Source organism: Robinsoniella peoriensis (assembly GCF_000797495.1).
GTDB lineage: Bacteria > Bacillota > Clostridia > Lachnospirales > Lachnospiraceae > Robinsoniella > Robinsoniella peoriensis.
In genome coordinates, this window is record NZ_JTGN01000004.1 from 311,471 (window position 1) to 334,808 (window position 23,338).

At 43.6% G+C, this 23,338-nt stretch carries 11 protein-coding genes; all 11 read right to left on the reverse strand.

Annotated features, from left to right (window positions below):
• Positions 1–69: 69 nt before the first annotated feature.
• Positions 70–3,042, reverse strand: a complete 2,973-nt coding sequence (locus tag QR40_RS10085; protein ID WP_052430787.1) for an alpha-L-rhamnosidase — start codon at positions 3,040–3,042, stop codon at positions 70–72.
• 81 nt (positions 3,043–3,123) lie between these two features.
• A complete protein-coding gene (locus QR40_RS10090) occupies positions 3,124–5,484 on the reverse strand; it encodes an alpha-L-rhamnosidase-related protein (protein WP_044294740.1) in 2,361 nt (786 codons plus the stop codon).
• Positions 5,485–5,615: 131 nt separating this feature from the next.
• Entirely contained in the window at positions 5,616–8,300 is a 2,685-nt protein-coding gene (locus QR40_RS32265) for a leucine-rich repeat protein (protein ID WP_052430788.1), read from the reverse strand.
• Positions 8,301–8,381: 81 nt separating this feature from the next.
• Positions 8,382–10,787, reverse strand: coding sequence for a glycoside hydrolase family 3 N-terminal domain-containing protein (locus QR40_RS10100; RefSeq protein ID WP_044294741.1), 2,406 nt, complete (start codon positions 10,785–10,787; stop codon positions 8,382–8,384).
• Between the two features lie 24 nt (positions 10,788–10,811).
• Positions 10,812–11,747, reverse strand: a complete 936-nt coding sequence (locus tag QR40_RS10105) for a nucleoside hydrolase (protein WP_044294742.1) — start codon at positions 11,745–11,747, stop codon at positions 10,812–10,814.
• A gap of 45 nt (positions 11,748–11,792) precedes the next feature.
• Positions 11,793–12,692, reverse strand: coding sequence for a carbohydrate ABC transporter permease (locus tag QR40_RS10110; protein ID WP_027294483.1), 900 nt, complete (start codon positions 12,690–12,692; stop codon positions 11,793–11,795).
• Positions 12,693–12,703: 11 nt separating this feature from the next.
• Positions 12,704–13,645 (reverse strand): ABC transporter permease, encoded by a 942-nt coding sequence (locus tag QR40_RS10115; RefSeq protein ID WP_044289415.1) that lies wholly within the window; start codon positions 13,643–13,645, stop codon positions 12,704–12,706.
• Between the two features lie 70 nt (positions 13,646–13,715).
• Positions 13,716–15,380, reverse strand: a complete 1,665-nt coding sequence (locus QR40_RS10120; RefSeq protein ID WP_044294743.1) for an ABC transporter substrate-binding protein — start codon at positions 15,378–15,380, stop codon at positions 13,716–13,718.
• A gap of 144 nt (positions 15,381–15,524) precedes the next feature.
• Positions 15,525–16,307 carry a response regulator transcription factor gene (locus QR40_RS10125; RefSeq protein ID WP_027294486.1) on the reverse strand — a complete coding sequence of 261 codons (783 nt, stop codon included), beginning with the start codon at positions 16,305–16,307 and terminating at the stop codon, positions 15,525–15,527.
• Positions 16,288–17,949 carry a sensor histidine kinase gene (locus QR40_RS10130; protein WP_044294744.1) on the reverse strand — a complete coding sequence of 554 codons (1,662 nt, stop codon included), beginning with the start codon at positions 17,947–17,949 and terminating at the stop codon, positions 16,288–16,290. The genes QR40_RS10125 and QR40_RS10130 overlap by 20 nt, the downstream gene beginning before the upstream one ends.
• Positions 17,950–18,453: 504 nt before the next feature.
• Positions 18,454–22,980 (reverse strand): glycosyl hydrolase family 95 catalytic domain-containing protein, encoded by a 4,527-nt coding sequence (locus QR40_RS29740; RefSeq protein WP_052430789.1) that lies wholly within the window; start codon positions 22,978–22,980, stop codon positions 18,454–18,456.
• Positions 22,981–23,338 lie beyond the last annotated feature (358 nt).

Genomic DNA, 23,338 nt, shown 5'->3' on the forward strand with positions numbered 1-23,338 from the left:
CTCCTCAAGTCTGTCTATTGATTCATTCCTGATATCCGTTCGCTCAGGAACCGGTCTGAAATTGCATGTTCACCTTATTCTTGTTACCGGTATCATTTGAAGCCTGCGTTCCATTTGCTCAAGGTCCATAAGTTCCCGAATTTGTTCCAGGGCAGCCGGATCCATTTCCTTAAGGGCATCACTCAGTGGTTTATTAAGATCCGGTGCCAGATCCTTTGACATGATCCCAATCCTATCCGTCAGATCATATAAAATATCTGCCGCCTCGGGTACCGATATCATTTCATTCACCGAATAATCAAATGAATAGCACGCCCCTGCATCCCATTGTAAATCATAGGTTATCTGATACTCTCCTGCCGGAAGATCTGCGTACCTGTACCCGCCGCTGGCTTCCTGCAGGAGCTGACTGTCGATCCCCACAATTGTTTCCGGTTTTGGACAGGGAAGGTAAACTGCCGCCTTAGCATCAAAGGGTATCGTAATATTCATCTGCATCTTATTATCCGCCACCTCCCAGCGGCTGTGAATAGAGCCTGCCGGTGACTGATAGTCTGCCTGTGCATATTTCAGCTTTTTGCAAAGAGTGGGTTTTATCACAAACTGCTTAAATCCCGGATATTGTTCCTGAATCTGCAGTCCGCAAACGCTTTGGTACAACCACTCTACAATTGACCCATAGGCATAGTGATTCAATGAATTCATACCGGTGTCTGATATTCTGCCATCCGGTAATATGGAGTTCCATCTTTCCCAGATGGTTGTCGCTCCCATCCTGATCTCATACAGCCATCCCGGATAATCTTCCTGAAAAAAGATTCGGTATGCATGATCTGCATAGCCATGCGCAGACAATACCCGGCAGAGATACGGTGTTCCAACAAATCCTGTTGTCAGGTGCATGTTATCCTCTTCCACCCGCCTTGCTAAGTCCTCCACCACTCTTGTTTCCCACTCTTTTGGTATCAGTTCCATATATAAGGCGAGAATATATGCCGTCTGGGTTTTGATTGTCAATCTGCCGTTGGGTGAAAAGTATTCATTTAAAATCGCTTGTTTTACCCTCTCCGACAATTCCCGGTAGTATTCTTCATCATCCGTAAAACCCAGTACCTTAGCACTTTTGCTGACCAAATCCGCCGAGTAGGAATAGTAGGCAGATGCAATGTAGACTTTATCTGTGCCTCCCTGGGTTCCGCCTGCTGTCCTGCCATCCAGAGCCAGCCAGTCACCAAATTGAAATCCTGTCCTCCATAGCCAGGAACAGCCATCCGCCTCATCCTGCCGCCTGATCCAGTCTACCCAGGCCTTCATGCTCTCATACTGGCGCTTAAGAATCGTGATATCCCCATAATGCAGATACAGGCGCCAGGGTATTATAACCGCGGCATCCCCCCATGCAGCAGATCCACCCTGAATCGGATCGCTGACATCCGTTTTCCTTTTCGTAAAAGATGGAATGATATTTCCGACCATTCCATTCTGTAGTTTTTGTTCATTCCAAAGGTCCTGCAGATATTTCGTATAAAATTCGTAAGTTTCCATATTGTAGGAGGCAGTTTCGCTGAAAACCTGAGCATCTCCTGTCCATCCCATCCGTTCGTCACGTTGCGGACAATCCGTCGGGACGTCCACGAAATTTCCTCTCTGACTCCATTTGGCATTTTCAAACAGTTGATTGACCTGTGGATCAGAAGTGGTAATCTGACCGGTTTCTTCTAAATCAGAATACATCGCATATCCGGTAAAATCCTCTATGACCGGCTCTTTCGTAAATCCCTCCAGCTTAACATAACGAAAACCATAGAATACGAAATGCGGCTCTGCAATACGTTCTTCCCCATTGGCAATATAGATGTACTCCTGTTTAGCACTTCGTAAATTCTCATTATAAAAGCAATCATCCTGCAATACTTCTCCAAAACTAAACTTTAACCTGGTACCACATGGCTCATGTATCCGTACAGCCAGCCCCCCTGCTAAGTTCTGTCCCATATCAAGCACCAGTTCGTTCTTCTTCGTTCTAAAAAGCGAGACAGGTTTCACCGTTAGCTTTTTGCACACCGGCAGCGACAGCCGGTCCACAATCCTGCCTAAGTTTTCCGGCTCCCACCGCCGTACTGCATCCAGGTCTGCATTGTCCAGTTCAAGTGTACCAGCACCTTTATCCAAATTGCCCGGTTCCGTTGTTCCAGAATCTTTATCCAAATTGAATTCAGACCTCTGACCGCCACTGATTTCTTTGCGGGCATCATAGATTTCTCCGTCATAAAGGCTATCTGCTATGACTGGTGCTTCAATACATTTCCAGTCTTCATCCGTCCCAATCTCCATTTCACTCCCGTCTAAAAGAGTGATGCGCAGTTCCATCCGCAAAGCAAACCTGTCTGATGCCTGTGAATGCACATCCGGACCAAAGACACCGAAACGTCCTTTTGCCCAGCCATTGCCTAAAATAGCCCCGATTACATTTTCTCCTGTTCCCAAAAACTTTGTGATATCATAGGTGTAACACTGTATTCCCTTTTCATATACGGTACAGCCCGGTGCAAAATACTCATTGCCCACTTTGGACCCATTTAACATTAGTTCATACATCCCCACGCCAACTGCATAGGCTCTGGCTGATCTGACCGGCTGTTCCAGGGTAAACTTGTGCCAGATATATGGATGAATGGCGTTATCTTCCCATGCAGGTGTAATCCAGCAGGACTTCCACGGTACATCACGACGCCCCGTCTCAAACCACGAAACCTTAGAAACCCCTTCATCTCCCCCATCTCCCCAAACTGATACCTGCCAGTAATATCTGGTAAACGGCAAAAGTTCAATGGGGATGGTCGTACCTAAGCCAGACAGTGTGTTATCCTTACCGGTGTCATATATGATCTTGTTCAATTGGGCATCCAATGCCACTACTATTTTGGCTGTTTCCTGCTTCTTATCCAAGGTTTCCGTTACTGTCCATGATATAACAGGCTGTTCAAACCAAAATCCCAACGGGTTTTTCATATGATTCGTTCTGCATCTTACAATTTTCATTATTTTCTCCATTCTGAGTCTTTCAGTCCACAAAGGTTAAATTCATTGACTATCTCTGTAATGCCGGACTTTCCCCGGCAATTAAGCTTTACTCTCTTCTCTGATCTGATGGCCATCAACAATAATCTCATTACTTTCTCCCATATTTAATGGTATTACTGCCCCTTCCCCGTCCGTATAAGATGCTTCCATACCCATAGGAACAAAGATTTCCCCGCGTATTGCCCCCTGCTTCTTTTCCATCTGAAAACGCAGAATCCCCATTGGTGTGATCAGTTCCCCTTTCAAATCACTGACAAAAGATAAATGGGGTTTTATGCTGATCTTTTTCCAGCCCGGTTCTTCTATTTGGATTCCCAGGATATGATGAATCAGCTCATAGATCGGCTGGGCACTCCATGCATGACAATCACTCCGGCTGTTTACCGGCACCTCAGGACAGGTTGTACAGCCCTTGCCCTTAAGATCCTGCCACTGTTTAAATATGCTTTTAGCCAGTTCATATTTTCCGGCAAGGGCAAGTGCTTCTAGCAGCTCGAAGCTGGTGGAAAAAGAATACGAAACTACACCGGTACCAGCCAATGCCCGTTCCATTAACTCCCCTGCCAGGCGCCCTTCCTTCATTTTATTTAAGACCGCCCATGCCTGTGCATGAACGCTGTATTGTTCAAACTCCGGTCCTTCCCGATATAGCTTCCTCTTCTCTGACCAGCAAAGTTTCTCCACTGCATCACATATGCTTCTTTGGCGGTTACGATACTCTGCCGCCACGCCGCACCGCCCGGTTTCCTCATTTATATCCGCCCCACAGGATAGTGCATAAGAATACATCAGATTAATAATCGTAGAGGCACCATAAGCCGTGGCCTCGGGGGAACCATTTTGTGCCTCCCATTCAGGCTGCCAGTCAACAAATTCCCAATAGCCCAGATTTTCAACAAGCCCGTTTTTGATCTTGCGGTCATAATAATCTAATATCAGATCCACATCCGGGCGATATCTTCTGATCGTCTCCCGGTCACCGGTCTGGATATAATATTCCTTAAGCATAAAAATATAGTGCAGTGAAAATGTGGAAATAATCTGTGTATGGGAACAGGGGTATTTCCCCTGAACCAGCCCGTCCGGAATAATACTATAATGAAAATCCTTAATTGCCTTTTTTGCCAGCCGGGTATCATTGCTGCAAATATAGGTGTACAGTGCCTGCAGACGGGTATCCATGGGAAACTGCATCTGTTCATAATAGGGACAATCCATATAGGTCTCATTCATGCATCTCTTTAGCGTATTTACACAGATTTCCCAGACTTCTTTAACCCAGCTGTTAGAGGAATCCACCCAGGTCTGTACCTCAATGGGATATCCGGTTTCCATAAAATGCGGTTCTCGAAAATACACCTCATTGTCACCGGTTTCTATTACAATCTTAATAAAACGAAACGTGCGGTACCAGAAAGGTTCATATAGCAATTCCGTACCATCCAAAAAAATTTCATCCTGCATCCCGTCCAACGTGCCGTTTATATAATCATCCCGCCTGACATCCACCTGCCCTCCCATAAACCGTTCTGCATATGTAAAACTTACCTTTGCATCTTTTCCAGAGGAAAATGCATATTTCACAAAGGCTGTCTTTATTTCACCCGCATCCAGGATAAACTCCCTTCTGGTATTTTTCCCGATATGAATATCCCCTGGAATAACCTGCTCCAGCAGTTCTTTTTGAAAGGTATTCTCGGTTTCATAGAGCAGCGGTATCTCCCGCTCTTTCATTACAAGCGCACCGATATTACCAAAACCTGCATTCCCATCATCTGTCTGTACCGGTTCCAGCATCTCTGCCCTTTGAAATTCTATCCGGCTTTCTGCCTTCTTCCAGGAAAAAGGCACTGCTGTCTTGGGAATACGCTCTGCTATTGCCCCAAACCAAGTGAGATATGGTTCCTGAAACTCCAACTGATAGCTTCCTTCCAGACGCACCCTCCAGTCAGCGATACCTGTTGTAATATCGGCAATTTTTTCTTCCTTTGCGTTGAATATACCTCCCTGGACTGCAAGACGGTGTCCCAGGGGAAGACCTGCATAGGCAATCAAAGGCTGGGTGCCGGTTTTCATCCTGTTATTTACAATATAAGAATCGCATGCCAGCACCTGAATGGCAATTCTGTTTGTTCCTGTCCGCAGGTATTTTGATACCATGATTTCATCGTAATACTGTCGATAACGGTCTCCTTTGCAGGGTCCTGATAATATAGAATGCCCGTTTACCCACATGCGGTACCTTGCTGCGGCAGATAAACATATCTTCAGCACACCGGTTTCTTTTAGCGGGATATCCAGATAAAAATAAGCAAATCTGTTGTTCTGTTCTCCCTGTAAAATATTACATCTTTGAAGCTCCTGCTTTGGAACTCCAATCCATTTTGCATTTTTAAACATTGACTAAAACTCCCTTCACTCATCATACATTTCTCTTTCTGATCATATAGAACTCTTTATCTCCACTTTAAAATAGTCTCCCGGAAAATCCGCTTTTATCAGAGATTCCGAGAGGCTATACTTGAATCAGTTTATCTGTTTTTAATCTTCACGGTATTCTTTTGTCCTTTATTTTTCAGAAGATCTGTATAAGCTTTTAATTTTTTCCCGGGAACTATGATTTTGGCATTCCTGTTGATTCCTTTGAGCGCTTGTTTTCCCGTTTTCCTTAACACTGTGCTTTTTATTGTAATCTTCTTTAATCCTTTACAATTCTGGAATGCTTTTGCCTCAATCGTTTTCACATTTTTTCCAATGGATGCTCTGGTAGCTTTTTTGCAGTTCTTAAATGCACCAGTTCCAATGGAAGTTATCTGAAATGACTTTCCTCCGATCTTTACGGTATTCAAAACGGTGATGGATTTTAATGCTTTTGTTTTAACACCGGTTACGGTTACCGTTCCTTTTCCATTGACACTGGCATTCGTCACTTTATACCTGTAGTTGCCTATTGTGTAGCTCCTGCCTTTTTTCATATTGATTGCAAATGTGGTGGACAGGCTGCCCTGGTAATTACCCTTGCCTGTTATTACCACTTTTGCTTTACCGATATTGACATTTTTGCTGTAAGAAATTGTATAATCTTTATCTTTGGCCATTGTCTTGCCATTGCATGTTAATCGAACCTCTGGTGTAATGGCTTTTCCGGTAAATACCTGTGAGGCAATTTTACTTAAAACAGACTTGGAGATATCAATTTTAGCATTTTCTGGTCCTTTTTCAGTCTCTTGTTCTGTCTCTGGTTTTGTTTCTGGTTTCGTTTCTGGTTCCGTTTCTTCAGTATCCGGTTCCTGGGCTTTTACAACAACACGTGCACGTCCCAGATTCTCTACCCTTGCAAATGGTGTGTCTGAATCCCCTTCACGCTGAGAGGCTACCCGCACCTGGGGATAAAAAGTTCCAGGCTGGGTATATACTGCAGAGCCCCTGACAATTACACTACCGTCAGACAGCGTTTCATAATCTGTATCAACGAAGTTACCATCACCATATAAATCCCACTTGGCACTTACAATAGAACCTGTTCCGGGCGGTACCTGAACTGCTGCTTCTAACGTAACGGTATCGCCAGCAGCAATATCTGCCCTCTTGGCACCATCTGCATACAGATCAACTACCGGCTGTATTCCCCAGCGTGACGCAGCATCATCCGGCAAAACAAACTGGCTGTCAACTACTTCATAACTGGATGACTGAGGAGGTTCCACGCCTTCCTCCACCCAAGCCGACAGATCACGCAGCGCCTGTTCCAGACTGCCCACATAATTGATTAAACGCTCCGGAAGATCTTCCAGGGGATATGGATGATCTAAATGCATATATTTGTTCTCCTGATGATCCGCATACTGGTTAACCCAGATTCTAAAATCTGATTCAAGTCCCTGCTCCCTTACCCTTTGCCTGTACCAGTCCCCGTCCGTTGGAAAGGAATCAACGTCCATCAGATTCTGAATCATAATAACCTTCATGCCAATCTTCCCGGAGTAAGAGGCGCCGCCTGACATCATAGACGCTGTTCCAACGCCTGAATGCTGTCCTCCGATCTGTGCATAGTAAGGTGTCCCCTCAGCATCTTTTAAATGATCCCAGGTATGATAGGTCATCCCTGGATCTATATGCCTGTGATATGCAATATTCGAAAGTCCGTCCTGGTTGATACCCGAATCTCTTAATTTTCTAAAAAGTCTGCCAAGCTCTGAATCTTCTGTCCCCAGGTACCCCGGCTCAGTCCAGAATTTTTCTTTATATAAATTAGTTGTAATACCTTCTGCATCAGCCAGGGCATCTTGCAAAGTTTTATGATTATTCATCAAAAGCAAATATTCATAATTCTCCCATGCCTGCAAAGGCAAGCCTAACTTCGTAACTTCACGCAGAACTTCGCTTTCCATATCATTTAGCACCGCGTAAGGGTCACCGCTGCCTCCGGGACTCACCGCATCCTTAATAAGCGACGCTTTCTCTTCCAGAACAGCACGGGCAAATAATCTGATATTAAAATTGCCAAGTGAAACCGGAGAGGCTGTAATATACGGTACCGCTCCATCCCATATATTCTGCAGTTTGGTGTTGGTGGTTTCCATTGCCCCGACTACTTGCATGGAACCGCCGCTGCCACCATAAATATAGCCATAAATCTTATCCTCATAACCATAGTAATTTTTCGCAATCGTTCTGGATATATGTGCTGCAGCCGCGTCAAGATTAATTCCAACCTTAACAAAGCCGCTTCCGCTTGTCTGCAGGGTATATGCCCCGCTGTCATAAGCAAGCGCTATATTATGATCGGACACATTCCGGTCCAGAAATGTTGGGTGCACCAATTGGTAAAAGCGTCCCTCAAATTTATCTTTCGGAGGAAGATGCACATCAAATCCGCCTAAGCTGCCAATTGTAACCATAACTTTAAGATGCGGTACCGGTGCAGTAAGTTCTTCTATAGACGTAATGGTGGGGCTGTCAGCCTGGTCTATACCCGTCGTATTGGCATAGCCCTCCAACAGACCCTCAGCAGTTACTTCTCCTTCTGCCACACCCTTCTGTTCTGCTGCCATAAGGTCTGATTGCGCTTCCACTTCTATTCCCGTTTTACTTTCTGCCTCCCTTTCCAGAATGATATCTGATTCTTTAGCCAATGCCGGCAATCCGGCATTCATCACCATTGCAAAAGCCATAAAACCCGCTAACACTTTTTTCATAAGATTTAATCTTCTCAATTTCCTTCCTCCCAATATTCCTCTTTCATTTTCAAGTAAAAAAATCTTCTATCCCAATAAACTCATCCCGTCACTTCTAATCTATCCCTCCACCTTTGCATAAAATCCCCGCTCATTCCCCTGAATAAAAAGGTTATTCGTTATTTCAAAACAATCCTCTAAATGAATATCTTCTGAGGAACTGCCTATCATTACTTTGAATTCACCTGCTTCAATCTTCCATTTCATATCTTTATCCAGAAACGCCAGCTGTCCGGGCTCCACTATAAATTTCACCTGCTTCTTTTCTCCCGCCATCAGAGTCACCCTGGCAAATCCCGCCAGTTCCTTAACGGGTCTTTGTAAACTGGCATAGCTGTCGGAAAAATACAGCTGTACCACTTCTGTTCCATCCACAGATCCGGTATTTTTAACTTCGCAGGTTATCATAATTGTTTCATCCGGAGAAATCTCTTTCGCTTGGATATGCAACGCTGAGTACTCAAACTGCGTATACGACATGCCATAGCCAAAACAATAGCGTGGGGTATGAGGTAAATCCACATAATCCTGAAAACCTATGCTGCGTCCCGTATGCCATGCTGATCCCCAGGGATGATTATAATATACAGGCAGCTGTCCGGTGTGGTAAGCAACTGACACGGGTAATTTTCCGCATGGATTAAATGCTCCCAGCAGCACTTCGGAAATTGCTCTGGCACCGCCCTCAGCTGGTGCCCAGGCTTCCAGTATTGCGTCCAGGCATTCATCTGCTGCATCACTGGATATGGGACGGCCGTTAAAATGTATGCCCACCATGGGCTTTCCAAGCTTTGCTGCCTCTCTGATAAAATGTTCCTGACACGACGGAAGATTAATATCTGAACTGTCTACACCTTCCCCCATAGTCGCAATGGAACAGCTGCAATACCTGCCGCCAAGGGTCATAATTACCAGGTCCGCTGCTGCTGCAATCTCCAATGCTTTCCCATATCCGGATTCATCACTTCCCGCTGCGGGATAACCGTATGCACTGCTAATTTCCACATTTGGCAGATCTTTTTTCAGTTGATCCAGTAAGCTCAGAGCATTTGGTTTCTGAAGCTTTAATAACTCCATAAATTCTTCTGTCTCATCACTTTGAACCTGGGTGCCCGATATCAGAACCGCGTCTTTATTCCCCGCAGTTCCCGATTCACCAATTCCTGCTATGGAGTTTGCCACTGCCAGCACTGCTGAAGACATACTCAAATGGGTATAGTCACCAAAGAAGACCCTGGCATTCTCAGCATGACAACCAATAACGGCAATCTTTTTTATACCTCCTTTGAGCGGAAGTATTCCATTATTTTTAAGGAGGATCAGAGACTCCCTAGCTGCCTGTAAAGCAATTTCCTCTTCATCCCCTGCCAGAAATGTCTGCTTTAATTCCTGACCGGCAAGTGCATAAGGATTTTCAAATAATCCCATTCTGAACTTCGCAGTCAGCACGCCCAGAACTGCCTGATCTAAACGCTTTATGCCCTTCTCACTATTTTGCAGCCTGATCATTAGTTCATCGTTAAAAGCCATACGGTTTGGCGTCTCCACGTCCATTCCTGCCAGCAATGACTGCTCGCCTGCATCTGTATAGCTTTCACAGACATGCTGCACTTCGTGAATATTGCTGATTGCACTGTAATCCGAAACGGTCACGCCATCGAACTTCATTTCATCCCGCAGCAGCCCGGTCAGAAGTTTTGCCGATGCTGATGCCGGTTCTCCGTCTATGCTGCAATAACAAGGCATAATTCCCTTTAGCCCGCTTTCGCTGATTGCAGCCTGAAACGGCTTTGCGTACACTTCCCGCAGCAGACGATCCGGAATTTCCAGGTGAGTGCCATGAATTCCTCCCTGCGTATGATGGGATCCCAAAAAATGTTTCGCCACTGCTTCAGACTTTCTTCCTGCACTTTCTCCCTGCTGAATCCCCCTCGTATAGGCTGCTCCCATTGCGGATACCAATGCTGCATCTTCCCCGTAGGACTCACCTTGCCTTCCCATGCGGGGATCTCTTGCCACATCCAGTACCGGAGCTAACGTATGGGTAATCCCCACTGCCCGTTCCTGCCTTGACACAACATCTGCAATTTTTTCCTCCAATTCAACATCCCAGGATGAGCCTCGTGCAATTCCAGCCGGAAAACTGGCTGCTTCCTGTATAAACGCACCGCATAAGCCTTCCATATGAAAAATCGCCGGGATGTGATGGCGGCTCTGTTCCATAATGATTTTCTGAACATCCCGCTGAAAATCAGCCACTGCTTCCAGACTTTCAATATTTCTCATTTCCAGCGTACTGATCTCACCAATACCATTCCTGCACTTCTCCTTTAATTCCTCCATCCGATCCTTTGCAGGCAGGAAACAGGTCAGCTGTGCAAGCTTTTCTTCTGTGTTCATTTCCTGTAAAAGCAATTCTGCCCGCTTTTCACTGCTCAGTTGCGTATTCCTATATGATTGATTCATAAGCTTTATTTCTCCATTCATTTTTTACATATTATCCCGTTCGTTACGGGATACTCCATTCTGTGCAAACAATGCCAGCTTGCAATAAAAATCTTCCAGCAGAAGCCGATGGTCAATTTGATCATACACCCGGATGGGACGGCTGACTCCATGATGTACATAGGTCATATCAGATGCTATCCGCGGTGCCTGCCGCCACTCATAACTGGCGCTATCTCCATACAAAAGCACGCCAACCGCCGGAGAGTCACCCAGAATATACCTTTCTCCGGTAAAATAATCCATCTTACGAACACCTTCGCATTGGTTGAATTCATCCAATTGCTCAAACAGATATTTTCCGATTTCACCCTGAGGACGAACCCGGTATTCCAGTTCGGCAAGCGTAACCGCTGCCTGCTTATATACATTTTGTGGAATCTGCCACAATTCAATCGGCGAGGCAAACACAACATTTGCTGCATTGATATCATTCCAGAGATTAAATTCATTCCCTCCGAGGGGATATGGACCTCCTCCAATCCAGACAGCGGTTAAACGCTTTGCAATTCCAGGCTCCATCAAATAGGCACTTGCCAGATCGGTTATGCCGCCCAGGAACAGTACAAACAAAGGTCGTTCATCCTCTTTAAGTGCTTCTTTTATAATAAATTCTGCCCCCTCAGAAATCTCCGGGGTAAGCTCATCCCTTAACGCACTCTGCGCTCCATGATACAACATATCCTCTTTCTTTAAGCCCATCAAATCAAATATTTTCTCCAGTTCAGCATAACTTCTGTCCACACTGTCCTCTAAGCATCCATAACGTGCGGCAATGAATCCTACATTGTCCAGCTTCGGACTCAGTAAAGCCTGTACAATGGCATACTGGTCATCTGCTTCATTCTTAGCATCCGTATCAATAATGACCCGGACCTGCTTTTCCTGAGGGATTGTAAATGAATAATTACTGTAAATCATCGGTTTCTTCCTCCTGTATTTCATACCGTGTAATAAATAACGCTGCTACTCCTTTACACCTCCAAGTGTAATTCCTTTTACCAAATATCTCTGGAAAAACGGATAAATGGCCACTATGGGGATGATACCAATCACAGCAATAGACATCCGAATTGTTGTGGATGGCAATTTTACATTCGTCGCCATTGCCGCACTGCTCGTTGCTGCAGCGGAAATCGCACGAATATCATTGCTGATATTATTCAATACAATCTGAATGGTATAATACTCCGAACCACCTCTTGCTGATAAATAGTACAGACCATTCAGCCAGTCGTTCCAGTAGCTTAGAGCCGTCATCAGTCCGATGGTTGCAATGATCGGTTTACTAAGTGGAATCACGATAGATATTAAGATCCGCACCGCACCGGCTCCGTCTATTCTCGCTGCTTCTTCCAAACTGATGGGAATACTGTTGATAAAATAATTCCGGATCAGTATGATATTAAATGCATTCATCATCATATTCGGGACAATTAATGCCCATATGGTGTCCTTAATATTCCAGATCTTGTTATAACAGTAGTAAGTGGACACCAGACCTCCATTGAACAGCATGGTAAAAATCAACAGAAAGCTTACAATTTTCATACCCGGAACCCACTGCTTGCTGATGCCATAGGCAAATAAGACGCTGATGAAAAGGCATGCCACTGTGCCTGCAGCAGTTACAATAATGGTCATCAAATAAGCATGGCCAATCGTCTGCCATTTCATAGCAATGTACTCATATGCTGATAAGCTCCATTCCTTTGGAAAAAAAGTAAATCCGTTGACGGATGCCCAGCTATTATCTGTAAATGAGGCAATAATCAAAAGAATGAATGGTAAGAGTGCAACAGCAGTCGCAATGATACAGATTGCATTCGTGATGATTTGTGTCCTCATATTTTCTCTTGTTTTCATTTATGCCTCCTTTAGAACAGCGCACTGCCTGCCTGATACTTTTTCACAATCTTATTTGCGATTAAAATTAGGATGAAACCACAGATAGACTGGTACACACTTGCTGCTCCTGCCATTCCGTAATCCGCATTCTTCATCAATGCCTGATATACATATACATCTATTGTTCTGGTGAATTCATACAGCGGCCCGCTGTTTCTTGTCACCTGATAAAACAACCCGAAATCAGAACGGAATACCTGGCCTACACTTAAGATAAACAGCGTAATTACAGTAGGTTTTAATAAGGGCAGCGTGATATATCTGATTTGTTTCCATTTCGATGCTCCGTCAATCCGTGCTGCTTCAAAAAAATCCTGACTGATTCCCACGATACTGGAATAATAGATAATCATACTGTATCCTGCATTTTTCCATGTATTTACAAATATCAGAATCAGCGGCCAATAAGTCTTATCCTGATACCAATTAACCGGTTTCAGCCCCATCGCCGGAAACAATGTCTTGTTCAAGAATCCGCTTTCACTGGATAAAAATGCATATCCCAGATAACTGACAACAACCCAACTCATGAGATAAGGCAGTAAAATAAATATCTGGTACAATTTAGAAGTATGCTTTGAGCGAATTTCATTGATCGAAATCGCCAGCAGTACTGCACAAACAGTTCCAATTACAAAAAAGGCTATATTGTAACAAATTGTATTTCTGGTGATGGACCAGGCATCCTTTGATGCAAACAGAAACCGAAAGTTATCCAGGCCACTCCAGTCACTTCCAAAAATACCTTTGGTATAATTCATTTTCTTAAATGCTATGACAATGCCAAACATCGGCAAATAGTTATTAATCAATAAGTAAATTAATCCAGGCAAAACCATCAGATAAAATGGCAGTACCTTTTTCAGTCCTATTCTCTTCTTTGCTGCCGGTAATTTTCTTTTTCCGATCATGTTAATCTCCTATAATATTTCAGGCTGCCGCTAACTTTTGTAAGTAACAGCAGCCCTTTGTCATGATAGATTATTTACTTGCTGCCCATGCATCAAGCTGCTTTTGGTTTTCTGCAATTATTTTATCAATGCCTGCTGATTTTAGCGCGGCATTAAATTCCGGCAGAGCTTTTTCAGGGTCGAGTGCTCCTGCATTAAAGCTATAGCAATACTGTTCCATCACGGTCTCAACTGCAGCAATTTCGGTGGTTACGCTGCTGGCATTAAAGCTGTAACCCATCGCCGGTGAATAACGGCTTTTGGGCAATGCATTTTCATAATCAAGCCATTTTTTACTCAGATCGATATCAGCAGGATATACAGCCGGCAGAGTCAGGCGATTTCCCCAAAGACCGTATACATTGCTGTAAGGAAGCTGTGTAACGTCATCAGCCAGATACTTAATTACCTGATATTCTCCATTATCCTCCACTACTTCATACTCTTCCCCTTCAAATCCGTATTGAATTAAAGTACCTGCTTCATTATTTGTAAGTACATATGCGATTGCTTCTACTGCTTTCCCCGGATTTGCAGAGGTAATAGGTACATTCCAGTTAACATTAGACCCGCCATTCAGCCTGATAAATCCATCAACTGTACGGAACTGGACTACATCCTGTCCCCAGGTGGAGTTTGTTGTCAACATACCGCTCTCCGGCTCACAATAACCAAAGCTTCCTAAATAATTTTCTTCCATAGCACGGTTTGAGAAGTCTGTATCCACTGCTGCATCAGGTGCAATATATCCCTTTGCTGCCCAGTCGTACATCATTTCACAATATTTCTTATATTCCTCTGTTTCAAAATAATTATAAATGGTCGTATCCTCAAAACTTCTGTTTAACATCAATACGCCAGCTGAAAAACTTCCCGATAACATATCGTATTCCTGATAGCTGTAGTTCAAAGGCTCATATGTATTATTCCAGGGAGTCATCATATAGAAATCCTTGCCTTCTCCTTCTTTTACAATTTCGAACATCTTTTCAATTTCTTCTAACGTATAAATTTTATTGTCATCCTGTTCAAATCCATACTTATCACAATATTCTTTTTTCATATTGAATCCATAAGTCTGATACAGTTTGTTTACGCAAGATGGAAGGGAATACAGCTTGCCATCATAATAATTTCCACTGATCCAGTTTGGCTCAATCTTACTGCCATACTCCTCCATGTATTCCTCCAGAGGTAAAATCAGACCATCTTCAACCAGATTACCCACACTTGTAAAGGCTGTCAGTGAAACATCCAGCTGTTCTCCGGATGATATCATCAATGTAGCATCCTGCTGGGAAGTCATAAGATCTGTCGGTACAAAGGTTACGTGAACACCGATGTCTTTTTCCATCATCTCGTTCAGCGCGTCTTCCATCCGGTAAAATCCTTCCGTCACCTCGCTGGTTGCCGGATACTGCCAGAAAATTTCTACAATATCTCCATCTGCTTTCGACTCGGTACCTGACGCTCCCTCTTTCCCTGTCTCTGAACTGCTTTTCGCTGTATCTTCCTGAGATGTCACAGCTTCCGTCTTTATTTCATTATTTGATTCCTCATTTGTTTCTTTATTTGTATCTTTATTTGTTTCCGCTTTTGTCTCGTTCCCGTTCGTCTCCTTTTGTTGTCCGCATCCTCCTAAAATACTTACCGCCAGGCTGCTGCATACTAATAAAGCAACTACTTTCCTCTTCATAAATTTCCTCCTTAAATAGGTATTTGTTTCTATGCTTTATTTATACTTTTTTTTGACTCTAAATACCATACTATTTTCAAACTGGAATCTCTCGAAAACGAACTACTTTTTTTATTGCATATGAAAAACGGCTCTACTTATCCTTTAATCTTCTCCACTATATTGGGATGGTGAACACCCAAATGATTTCTTAAACATAGAATTAAAATTAGCATAACTCTTATAGCCAACCAGCTCTGACACAGCATTCGCGCTAAGATTCCTGGTCTTTAGCAGCTCTGCTGCCATCTTCATCCGCTCCGTAATTATATACTGGCCAACGGTTATATTCTTTTCCTTTTTAAAAATCCGATTTAAATATGCCGGATGTATGAACAGCTTTTCAGCTATTTCATTTAAAGAAAGCGTCTCACTGGACAGGTTCTCTACAATATAGCTTATCGCTGCATCCACCGATTTTTCCGTTTTCTTCTGTCCGAAATTTTCTGTTGCCAGTTCCACTTTTTCCTTAACCGCCTGCCTGCCGTATTCCTGAAAACGGGCAGACTCCCGTTTATCTTTAATCCGGTTAACCACCTTAAGAACAGCCGCTCCGATATCCTCGTACATGGCTGGCATCAGCAAATAGTCCTGGCAGCCCAGCTGAATCGCTTCCTTTGCGTATTCAAAGCTGGCATGGCAGGTTAAAAAAATACATTCAATCTCCTTTTTGTTCTCCCTGACCCAGCGCAGTACTGCTATCCCGTTTTCACCAGGCATCTCAATATCACAGAGCATCAGATCAATGGGATTTTTCTGGATACAAAGCTTGGCGGCTTCTGCATCATAAGCGGTAAATACCTCTTCCACCCCATACTGCTCCCATGGAATATCTGTTTTCATTGTCTCAACTGTTAAAATAGCATCATTAATCAATAGTAACTTCATTTTCTACCTCCAAATTGTATGGGAATTGTATGATCACAGAGGTCATTTCCCCCTGTACTGACATTATTTCAATCTTTGCTTCCGGACCATAAAAATGCCTTAATCTCCGTATGGAATTGGATAATCCGATGCCAGAGGTAAAATTCTCCGGCTCTGTGTCTCCCTGCAGCAGCTTCCTGCATTTCTCTAGGGACTCCCCGCTCATGCCATTGCCGTCATCCGTAATCTGAAAGATTACTTTTTTATCCGCATATCGTCCTGTAACCGTTATATGGAGCATGGTTCCCTGCTTCACTCCATGCTTAACTGCATTCTCAATAAAATTATGTATCAGCAGCGGCGGAACCCGGACATATTGAACCTCCGGTTCTATATGATACTCTGCTTCCACGTTTCCTGAATAATTGATGCAAACCATCTTTACGTAACCCTGAATCAGCTTAAGCTCCTTGGGAAAAAGCTCTAATTCCTTCTCACTTCGGAAAATATACCGAAAATATTCTGAGAGGTATATGATAATCTGCTGAACCGCAGTCATCTCTTTGCGCTGTGATAAGGTATATATCAGGTTAAACGTATTCAGAAGGAAATGGGGACGAATCTGCAGCTGCAGATTGCGAAGTTCTATTTTCTGCCTTGCAATTTCCTTTTCATAGCCTTCAATCCGCAGGGCCTTGATGTTATCCGCCATCTGGTTAAAAGACTGGTATGCTTCCATATACTCCACAGAATTAGCTTTATCACTGATTCTGTAGTCCTGATTGCCTTTTTTTATCTGGCGGTGTGCATGATTTACTATTTTCAACGGCTTTATTAAAATGATTTTCAAAAATAAAAACAAAAGCGGTATCAATGCCAAATATAAGAATGCCATGGTCTGCAATGCCGTGACATATTTAGATATTCCGCCTACAATTTCACTTTTCTTTACACTAATCACTAAATTAAGCTTCTTCAAATTCGCTGAAACAACAATGCGATCGCTGGTATTCGAAGGGCTCATACCCTCTGACAAATCAATTGAATAATCAGTATAGCTCAATCTGTGTTCCAGTTTCTTCATAAGTGCATCCAGATTAAACCACCCTCCATAGACCATACTTTTTTGCTCCACTATTAAAAACAAGTATTTATACGAATTAAATTCATAAATATGCCACCCGCCTGTAATTCCGTCATCCAGCTGTTTCTCTATAAATTCATTCATCGTATGGTACAGGTTATTACTATCCTTAGGGTTTTCATCATAAACAACCACATCTTTCATCTTCTTCATATAATAAAAATAGCCGTCTCCACCATCCGTCATGCTTCCCATAGATTTCAGGCTAAAAAACAATTTTTGCTTCGAGCTTTGATATGTATAATTATCTTCTTCCTGAAGTTTCATTTGGATACAATCCGGATTCTTGGTTAAAAAATAATATAATAAGGTATGGGTATTCGTCATCTGGGTTTCGATTTCTGACGTAAAAGTATCCGCCAGAGTCTGGGCGGACATTTTATTTTGGTTTACCATGGTATCAATCACCTTCTCATTTGCGATGATGGCAATCAGATTCAGCGGCAGCACCATTACCAGCATAATCAAAATAACCTTGGTTGATATGGAGTTAAACAAATGGCAAACTCTCTTCTTCATAAATAATTCCTCCCTTTTCAGGTTAATTACAGCAACCTTGAAACCAGTTATACATACTTTGAGTTCCTGATTTGCATTTACCCTTAGTTTATCATATCTTGACCAAAAAACCGAGTAATAATCTCTTTTGAAATTAAAATATCATACATCATAAGGTAACAAAGAAAAAAATAAACCCTCTTTTAAAAGACTAATCTATAGTCAGATAAAAGAGGGTATATTTTTCTATATTATTCTATATTTTTTATTATCTTTGCAGGAGACGTAAGTCCTCCTGTGAAATGTCTGTTATTTCTACCCAGTCATCCTGTGTGTTATGGTAGTAATAAGCCTTGCAGGATTTTGGGAACGTGACATTCCCCTTTGCATTAAGGCTGCAATATCTGCCCACCAAATCACACGCATTTAATTTATCAACTAAAAAGGAATTGTCACACTGCAATAAACACTGCAGTGCGCAATCCCTTAGTCCCTTTATTTCAACCGTATCATGTCTTTCCGAGCTCAGAATGACTTGATTTTCTCTGATGCATACTGGAGGATGACAGCTGTATCGCTTCCGTCTGCCAATCCATCCCTATTTACATCTGCTGTCTGGATTTGTACTTTTGAGAGTTGTTCCAGTTCCGCGCTGTATCTAAGCAGCTTTGCCGCATCCCGGGTATTCACCATACCGTTCTGGTCCACATCACCCATGAGGCGTACCTCCAGGATTTCTCCAACAAGTTTCTTCAAAATTTTCCCTATTTCATCTGCATCTGCGTTCTGATTCTCATACACAGCATGTGCACTGTCTGCCACTTCCCGGAGACCTTCCATACTGCTTTCCAGATATTTTCCGAACTCTTTCAGAATCTCATCCGCTTTATCCAGTGCGGCCTTCAACTCTTCTTTGTTTCCTTTTCTCACAAGGGAAATCATTGCCTCTGACAGGTTCCTATATGATTCATTGATGTCTGCTTCTTCTGCCTGTCCACTCTCCGCAATTTCCCTGGCCGCTTCCAGTGCGTCTCGAAGCTTCTGTACGCTTGCAGGTGTGTACTGATCTTCTTTCTCCAGAATCTCTTCTGCCGTCTGTATAAGGATGCCAAGTCTTGTGTCATCTTCTTTCACCAGCATAGACGTTACCGCAGTGAGCAGATTTGTGGTCGCATTGTTGATCGTTCCCTGGTCGGAACCGCTGTTTTCAAATATCTGCTGCGCTGCCAGAAGGGCTGTTCTGACCGCCTCCACACTTTTTTCTGTGTACTTTGACAAACTCTCTGTGTCTGCAAGTATCGCCTCTGTGCCTTCTATAGCTGCTTTCAATCCCACCTTCTGTGTCCCGTTTTCCAGCATATTACATGCAGTTATGAGTGCCAGAAAAGCTTCGTCAGCCTGTTTCTGATTGATATCCTGGTTTTCCATAAGTTCCTTGGCTGCGTATAATGCCTGCTCCACCGAAGCCCAGCTTTCCTCTGTGTAACATTTGTTTTCTTCCTGCTCTGCCGCCATACTTTCCGCCATAACAACCGCAAGTTTCAGGCTTGTCAGATCTGTATCTTCGGAAGGTTCCGGCATTTCTTCGCTGCTGCCGGTAAGCATATAGGTGCTTCCTGCTTCTGTGATGAAGGAAAACCTTCCCTCTTTTTCTCCGGTAGTTTCCACTTTTACCGGAGTTCCGTTCTGATCCGTAATAGAGACACTCTTCCATCCTTTTCCCTGGACCGTACATTCACCTCCGTTATTGGATATGATTTGTGCTGTCTTCAATTCACCGTTCTCCCAGCTTTCACTGATTTCAAAGTTTCCTCTTGCAACCAGACCACTCACCGATCCGGAAACCCATTGATTCTCAGGAAGTGCAGGAAGCAGATTGATATATCCCGCATTCGACTGCATAAGCATCTCAGCGACCCCACTGGTATATCCAAAGTTTCCGTCAATCTGAAAGGGTGGGTGAGCATCCCACAAATTGGTATAAACGCTGTTGTTAAAGTAGGAATTGATAATCTGGTAAGCACGGTTTCCGTCTCCGACTCTTGCCCATGTGTTCAGCCGCTGTGCCACACCCCATCCTGTTGCATCGTCACCTCTGTCGTTTAAGGATACTTTTGCCGCTTCCATATACTCCTCATTTTCCACTGTAATCAGATCTCCCGGATACAGTCCCAGAAGATGGGACATATGTCGGTGTCCCCCTGAATGATTAGGAATAGTGCCTGATGTGTTCTGTCCAAAGCTTGTCTCGTCATACCATTCTTTAATCTGTCCGCTGTCTCCGATTTCTATTGGTTTTAGTCCATCCATAAATTCTTTCCAGGTATCAATCTGTTCCTGCGATACTGTTCCCAGTTCTGTTTCGTTCAATATTTCTGCTGCCTCTATGCAATCGTTAAATAACTGCCATACTAATGTATTTTCATATGTATTTCCCGCCGTATATGGACCATGTTCCGGGGAAAAAGCAGGTATTGTAACATAGCGCTCAGTTCCGTCTGGATCCACTGCTTTTTTCAGAATGGACTGATAGAATTTTGCCTCCTCTTCCATCATAGGAAAGATTTCATTCTTCAGTTTGTTAACATCTCCTGAGTATTCATATGCCTCATAAACATTCTGGAGCATCCAGGGAACACCTGCCGGTGACCACCCCCAGGAAAATGTCCAGCCCGGACAGGTCCAGCCAAAAGGCGTATTCTGGGTATTTGCTGTGAATCCATTCTGCTGTCCCTCTGAATTATCAACTCCGAAGTATACCTGGGCCGTCTGCCGTCCCGGTTCCCGCAGTCCCTCCATGTACCGGATCATTGGTTCAGCACATTCTGCCATATTGGTCACATAAGTAGGCCAGTAATTCATCTGCATATTTACATTCAGGTGGTAATCTGATCCCCACATTACCGGATCGTTGGCAGCACCGGAATTGTTCAGCCATACCCCCTGGAGATTGGCCGGTAGTTTATCCCCTTCTCTGGAGGATGCAATCTGCAGATAACGCCCGAACTGGAACATCAGGGTTTCCAGATAACTGCGTGCAGCGGCATCGGCGCTACCCTCCTTATAAGACGCCATTAACTGGTCCGCGGTCATACCTGTTTCCTGTTGACCCAGATCAATTTTTACTCTATCATAGATTTCTTTATAATCAGCAACTGCATCTTTCTTTACTGTTTCATATCCTTTTTGACATGCTCCCTCCAGAATCCCCTCCACACGCTGTGACAATTCCTCTGATGTTTCCCCTGTACGGTAAACCGGATAATTGTTGTCATAATCCGTTCCCGCTGACACGAAAATGTAAGCTTCCCTTGCACCTGTCACCGCAAGTGTGTCTGTGGTACCTGCCAGCGGTTCCACCTTTCCCTGTCCATCCGGCAAAACGACCTTCAGTCTTCCATTGAACTGCATTCCATTATCCCTGAGTTTACCGGAAACGATAATACTGTCCCCTGATGCTTCATAAAGAACATCCTTACCCAGGCTTTCCGCATTTTTTTCGGGCTGATCTATGGGGAAATTAACCTCAAATTCCAGTGGACGCATCTGCGTATCCTCCCCAGCGCCTTCTGCCTTTTCTGCAGTCAGCTTCATCGCAATGACCCCATCGGGATAGCTGGCAAGATATTCTCTGTGATAATGTGTGTTATCCCTGTCAAATGAGACCTCTGCGATGGAGTTGTCCAGATTTAGCTCCCTGCTGTAATTCGTTACTTCCGTATGCTCAGGACGGGGGAGCTCCGCCTCCATATCGTAAGGGTTGACTGCAATACCGTCAAAGGATACCTTACTTCCCTCCACACCCCTGATTTTCAGAGTATGCTTTGTGTTCTCCAGGTTGTTCACCTGCAGCTGGCATCTGCGGCTGTAGTAATCAGAGTAGGTATTGACTGCCGTGTATTCCTCTGAGTCATCCAATGCATATTCAAATGTACCTACCTGAAAACTCATAGCGCCAAACAGCTTAAATCCCGTTCCCGTAAATGTGTAGGTCAGTGAAGCATCCTTCGCTTTATCGCCATCCACATAGACTTCGTCTGTTCCAAACCAGGAATTCCCGTCAGATTCCTCTGTACGGTCCCATCGTTTCCATTCTCCTGTAAATTCCAGACCTTCTTCGGGTGCTTCCACATTCCAGTTTACATTTGTCTCTCCAAACAAAACCTTCAGGTAATCAAAAGATGTTTTCTGTGCTCCACTTTCATGTTTCAGAGACTCAAATGTGAGAACATGCTTGCCGTATTCCAAATCACTTACTTCAAAAAGTACCTGATTTTCCATTTTTTCAGAAGCATTCATAGTTCCTGAATCTACCACTTCTCCGTCCACGGTTACCCTGTAGTCTCCCATATTGGAAGCCTTTACCCCAATCATCTGCATTCCGGTTCCCTGAAAGTTCACTGTAAAAGTACCCGGTGCCTCATTGTAATGCTCTGAACCCGCCTCCCAGGAGCCCTGGTCCCATCTTTTCCATCCATCTCCATATCGAATACGGTCGCTGGTATCGCTGATAACACCATCAGAAGATTCTGGTTCATACATATAATCTCTGTTAAAATCCAGATAAATATCTCCCCATGCCTGATAAGCCCCGTATTCCCTGCTCTCTTTTCCAACCAGGGAATCACACATGGAAGCCGCATTTCCATCTCCGTTTAGAAATGCATTCTGCACAGACTGCATATATTCAGCCATAGGCTGACCGTTTACTTCCTCAATGTTCCCACCGGTATAGGGCTCTGTCTCTGAGGGTCCTCCATTCCACATTTCCTTGTGATTGAAAGTAAGATGTTCTTTCTCAATCTCTCCATAGACATTTGCACCCATGTAAGAATTTCCTATAGGAAACGATAACTGCTGCCACCGTTCCGTATCACTATCCCCACCACTTACATGCCCCTGTGATACCGGTTCATCAAATACAATACTCATCGGAGCCTGATTAACCTTTTGATACGCAGCCTGCACAGATACACTGCCGCTAAAAGGAATTGATGCAACTGTCAATACAATTGCCATACCCTTGCTAATCCCTCTTTCTCTACTCTTCATAATTTCCTCCATTCTACTATAATTTATTTATGATTATTAATGCTATCATATGGGCAATAAACAATTCTAATCTTATAGTAGCGCGGTATTAGAAATTTCTTTAGTACTTTCTTGACCAAATTTTTCAATTTTTTAATGTGATTGTTGAGTTTTAGAATTTATTTATGAATTTAGTATTTTGTTAAGGATGCTAATCACAAAAAACCATTTCATAAGCTATAAGGGGGAAAGCCCAGATTCTTCCCAGTCTCTGGTTCGGTTGGTGATTGCTCCACCTCCTATTGCTACCCTGCATCCGCTCCTTCGTCTGCCCCGGCAAGCCCTGTGGCTATGTATTATTGATTCTTTAGTTCTCATG

Coding starts and splice junctions, on each gene's coding strand:
- QR40_RS10090 (WP_044294740.1), bottom strand. CDS start 5,484: ATGTTTAAAAATGCAAAATGGATTGGAGTTCCAAAGCAGGAGCTTCAA.
- QR40_RS10125 (WP_027294486.1), bottom strand. CDS start 16,307: ATGAAGTTACTATTGATTAATGATGCTATTTTAACAGTTGAGACAATG.
- QR40_RS10130 (WP_044294744.1), bottom strand. CDS start 17,949: ATGAAGAAGAGAGTTTGCCATTTGTTTAACTCCATATCAACCAAGGTT.
- QR40_RS10105 (WP_044294742.1), bottom strand. CDS start 11,747: ATGATTTACAGTAATTATTCATTTACAATCCCTCAGGAAAAGCAGGTC.
- QR40_RS10120 (WP_044294743.1), bottom strand. CDS start 15,380: ATGAAGAGGAAAGTAGTTGCTTTATTAGTATGCAGCAGCCTGGCGGTA.
- QR40_RS10115 (WP_044289415.1), bottom strand. CDS start 13,645: ATGATCGGAAAAAGAAAATTACCGGCAGCAAAGAAGAGAATAGGACTG.
- QR40_RS29740 (WP_052430789.1), bottom strand. CDS start 22,980: ATGAAGAGTAGAGAAAGAGGGATTAGCAAGGGTATGGCAATTGTATTG.
- QR40_RS10100 (WP_044294741.1), bottom strand. CDS start 10,787: ATGAATCAATCATATAGGAATACGCAACTGAGCAGTGAAAAGCGGGCA.
- QR40_RS10110 (WP_027294483.1), bottom strand. CDS start 12,692: ATGAAAACAAGAGAAAATATGAGGACACAAATCATCACGAATGCAATC.
- QR40_RS10085 (WP_052430787.1), bottom strand. CDS start 3,042: ATGAAAATTGTAAGATGCAGAACGAATCATATGAAAAACCCGTTGGGA.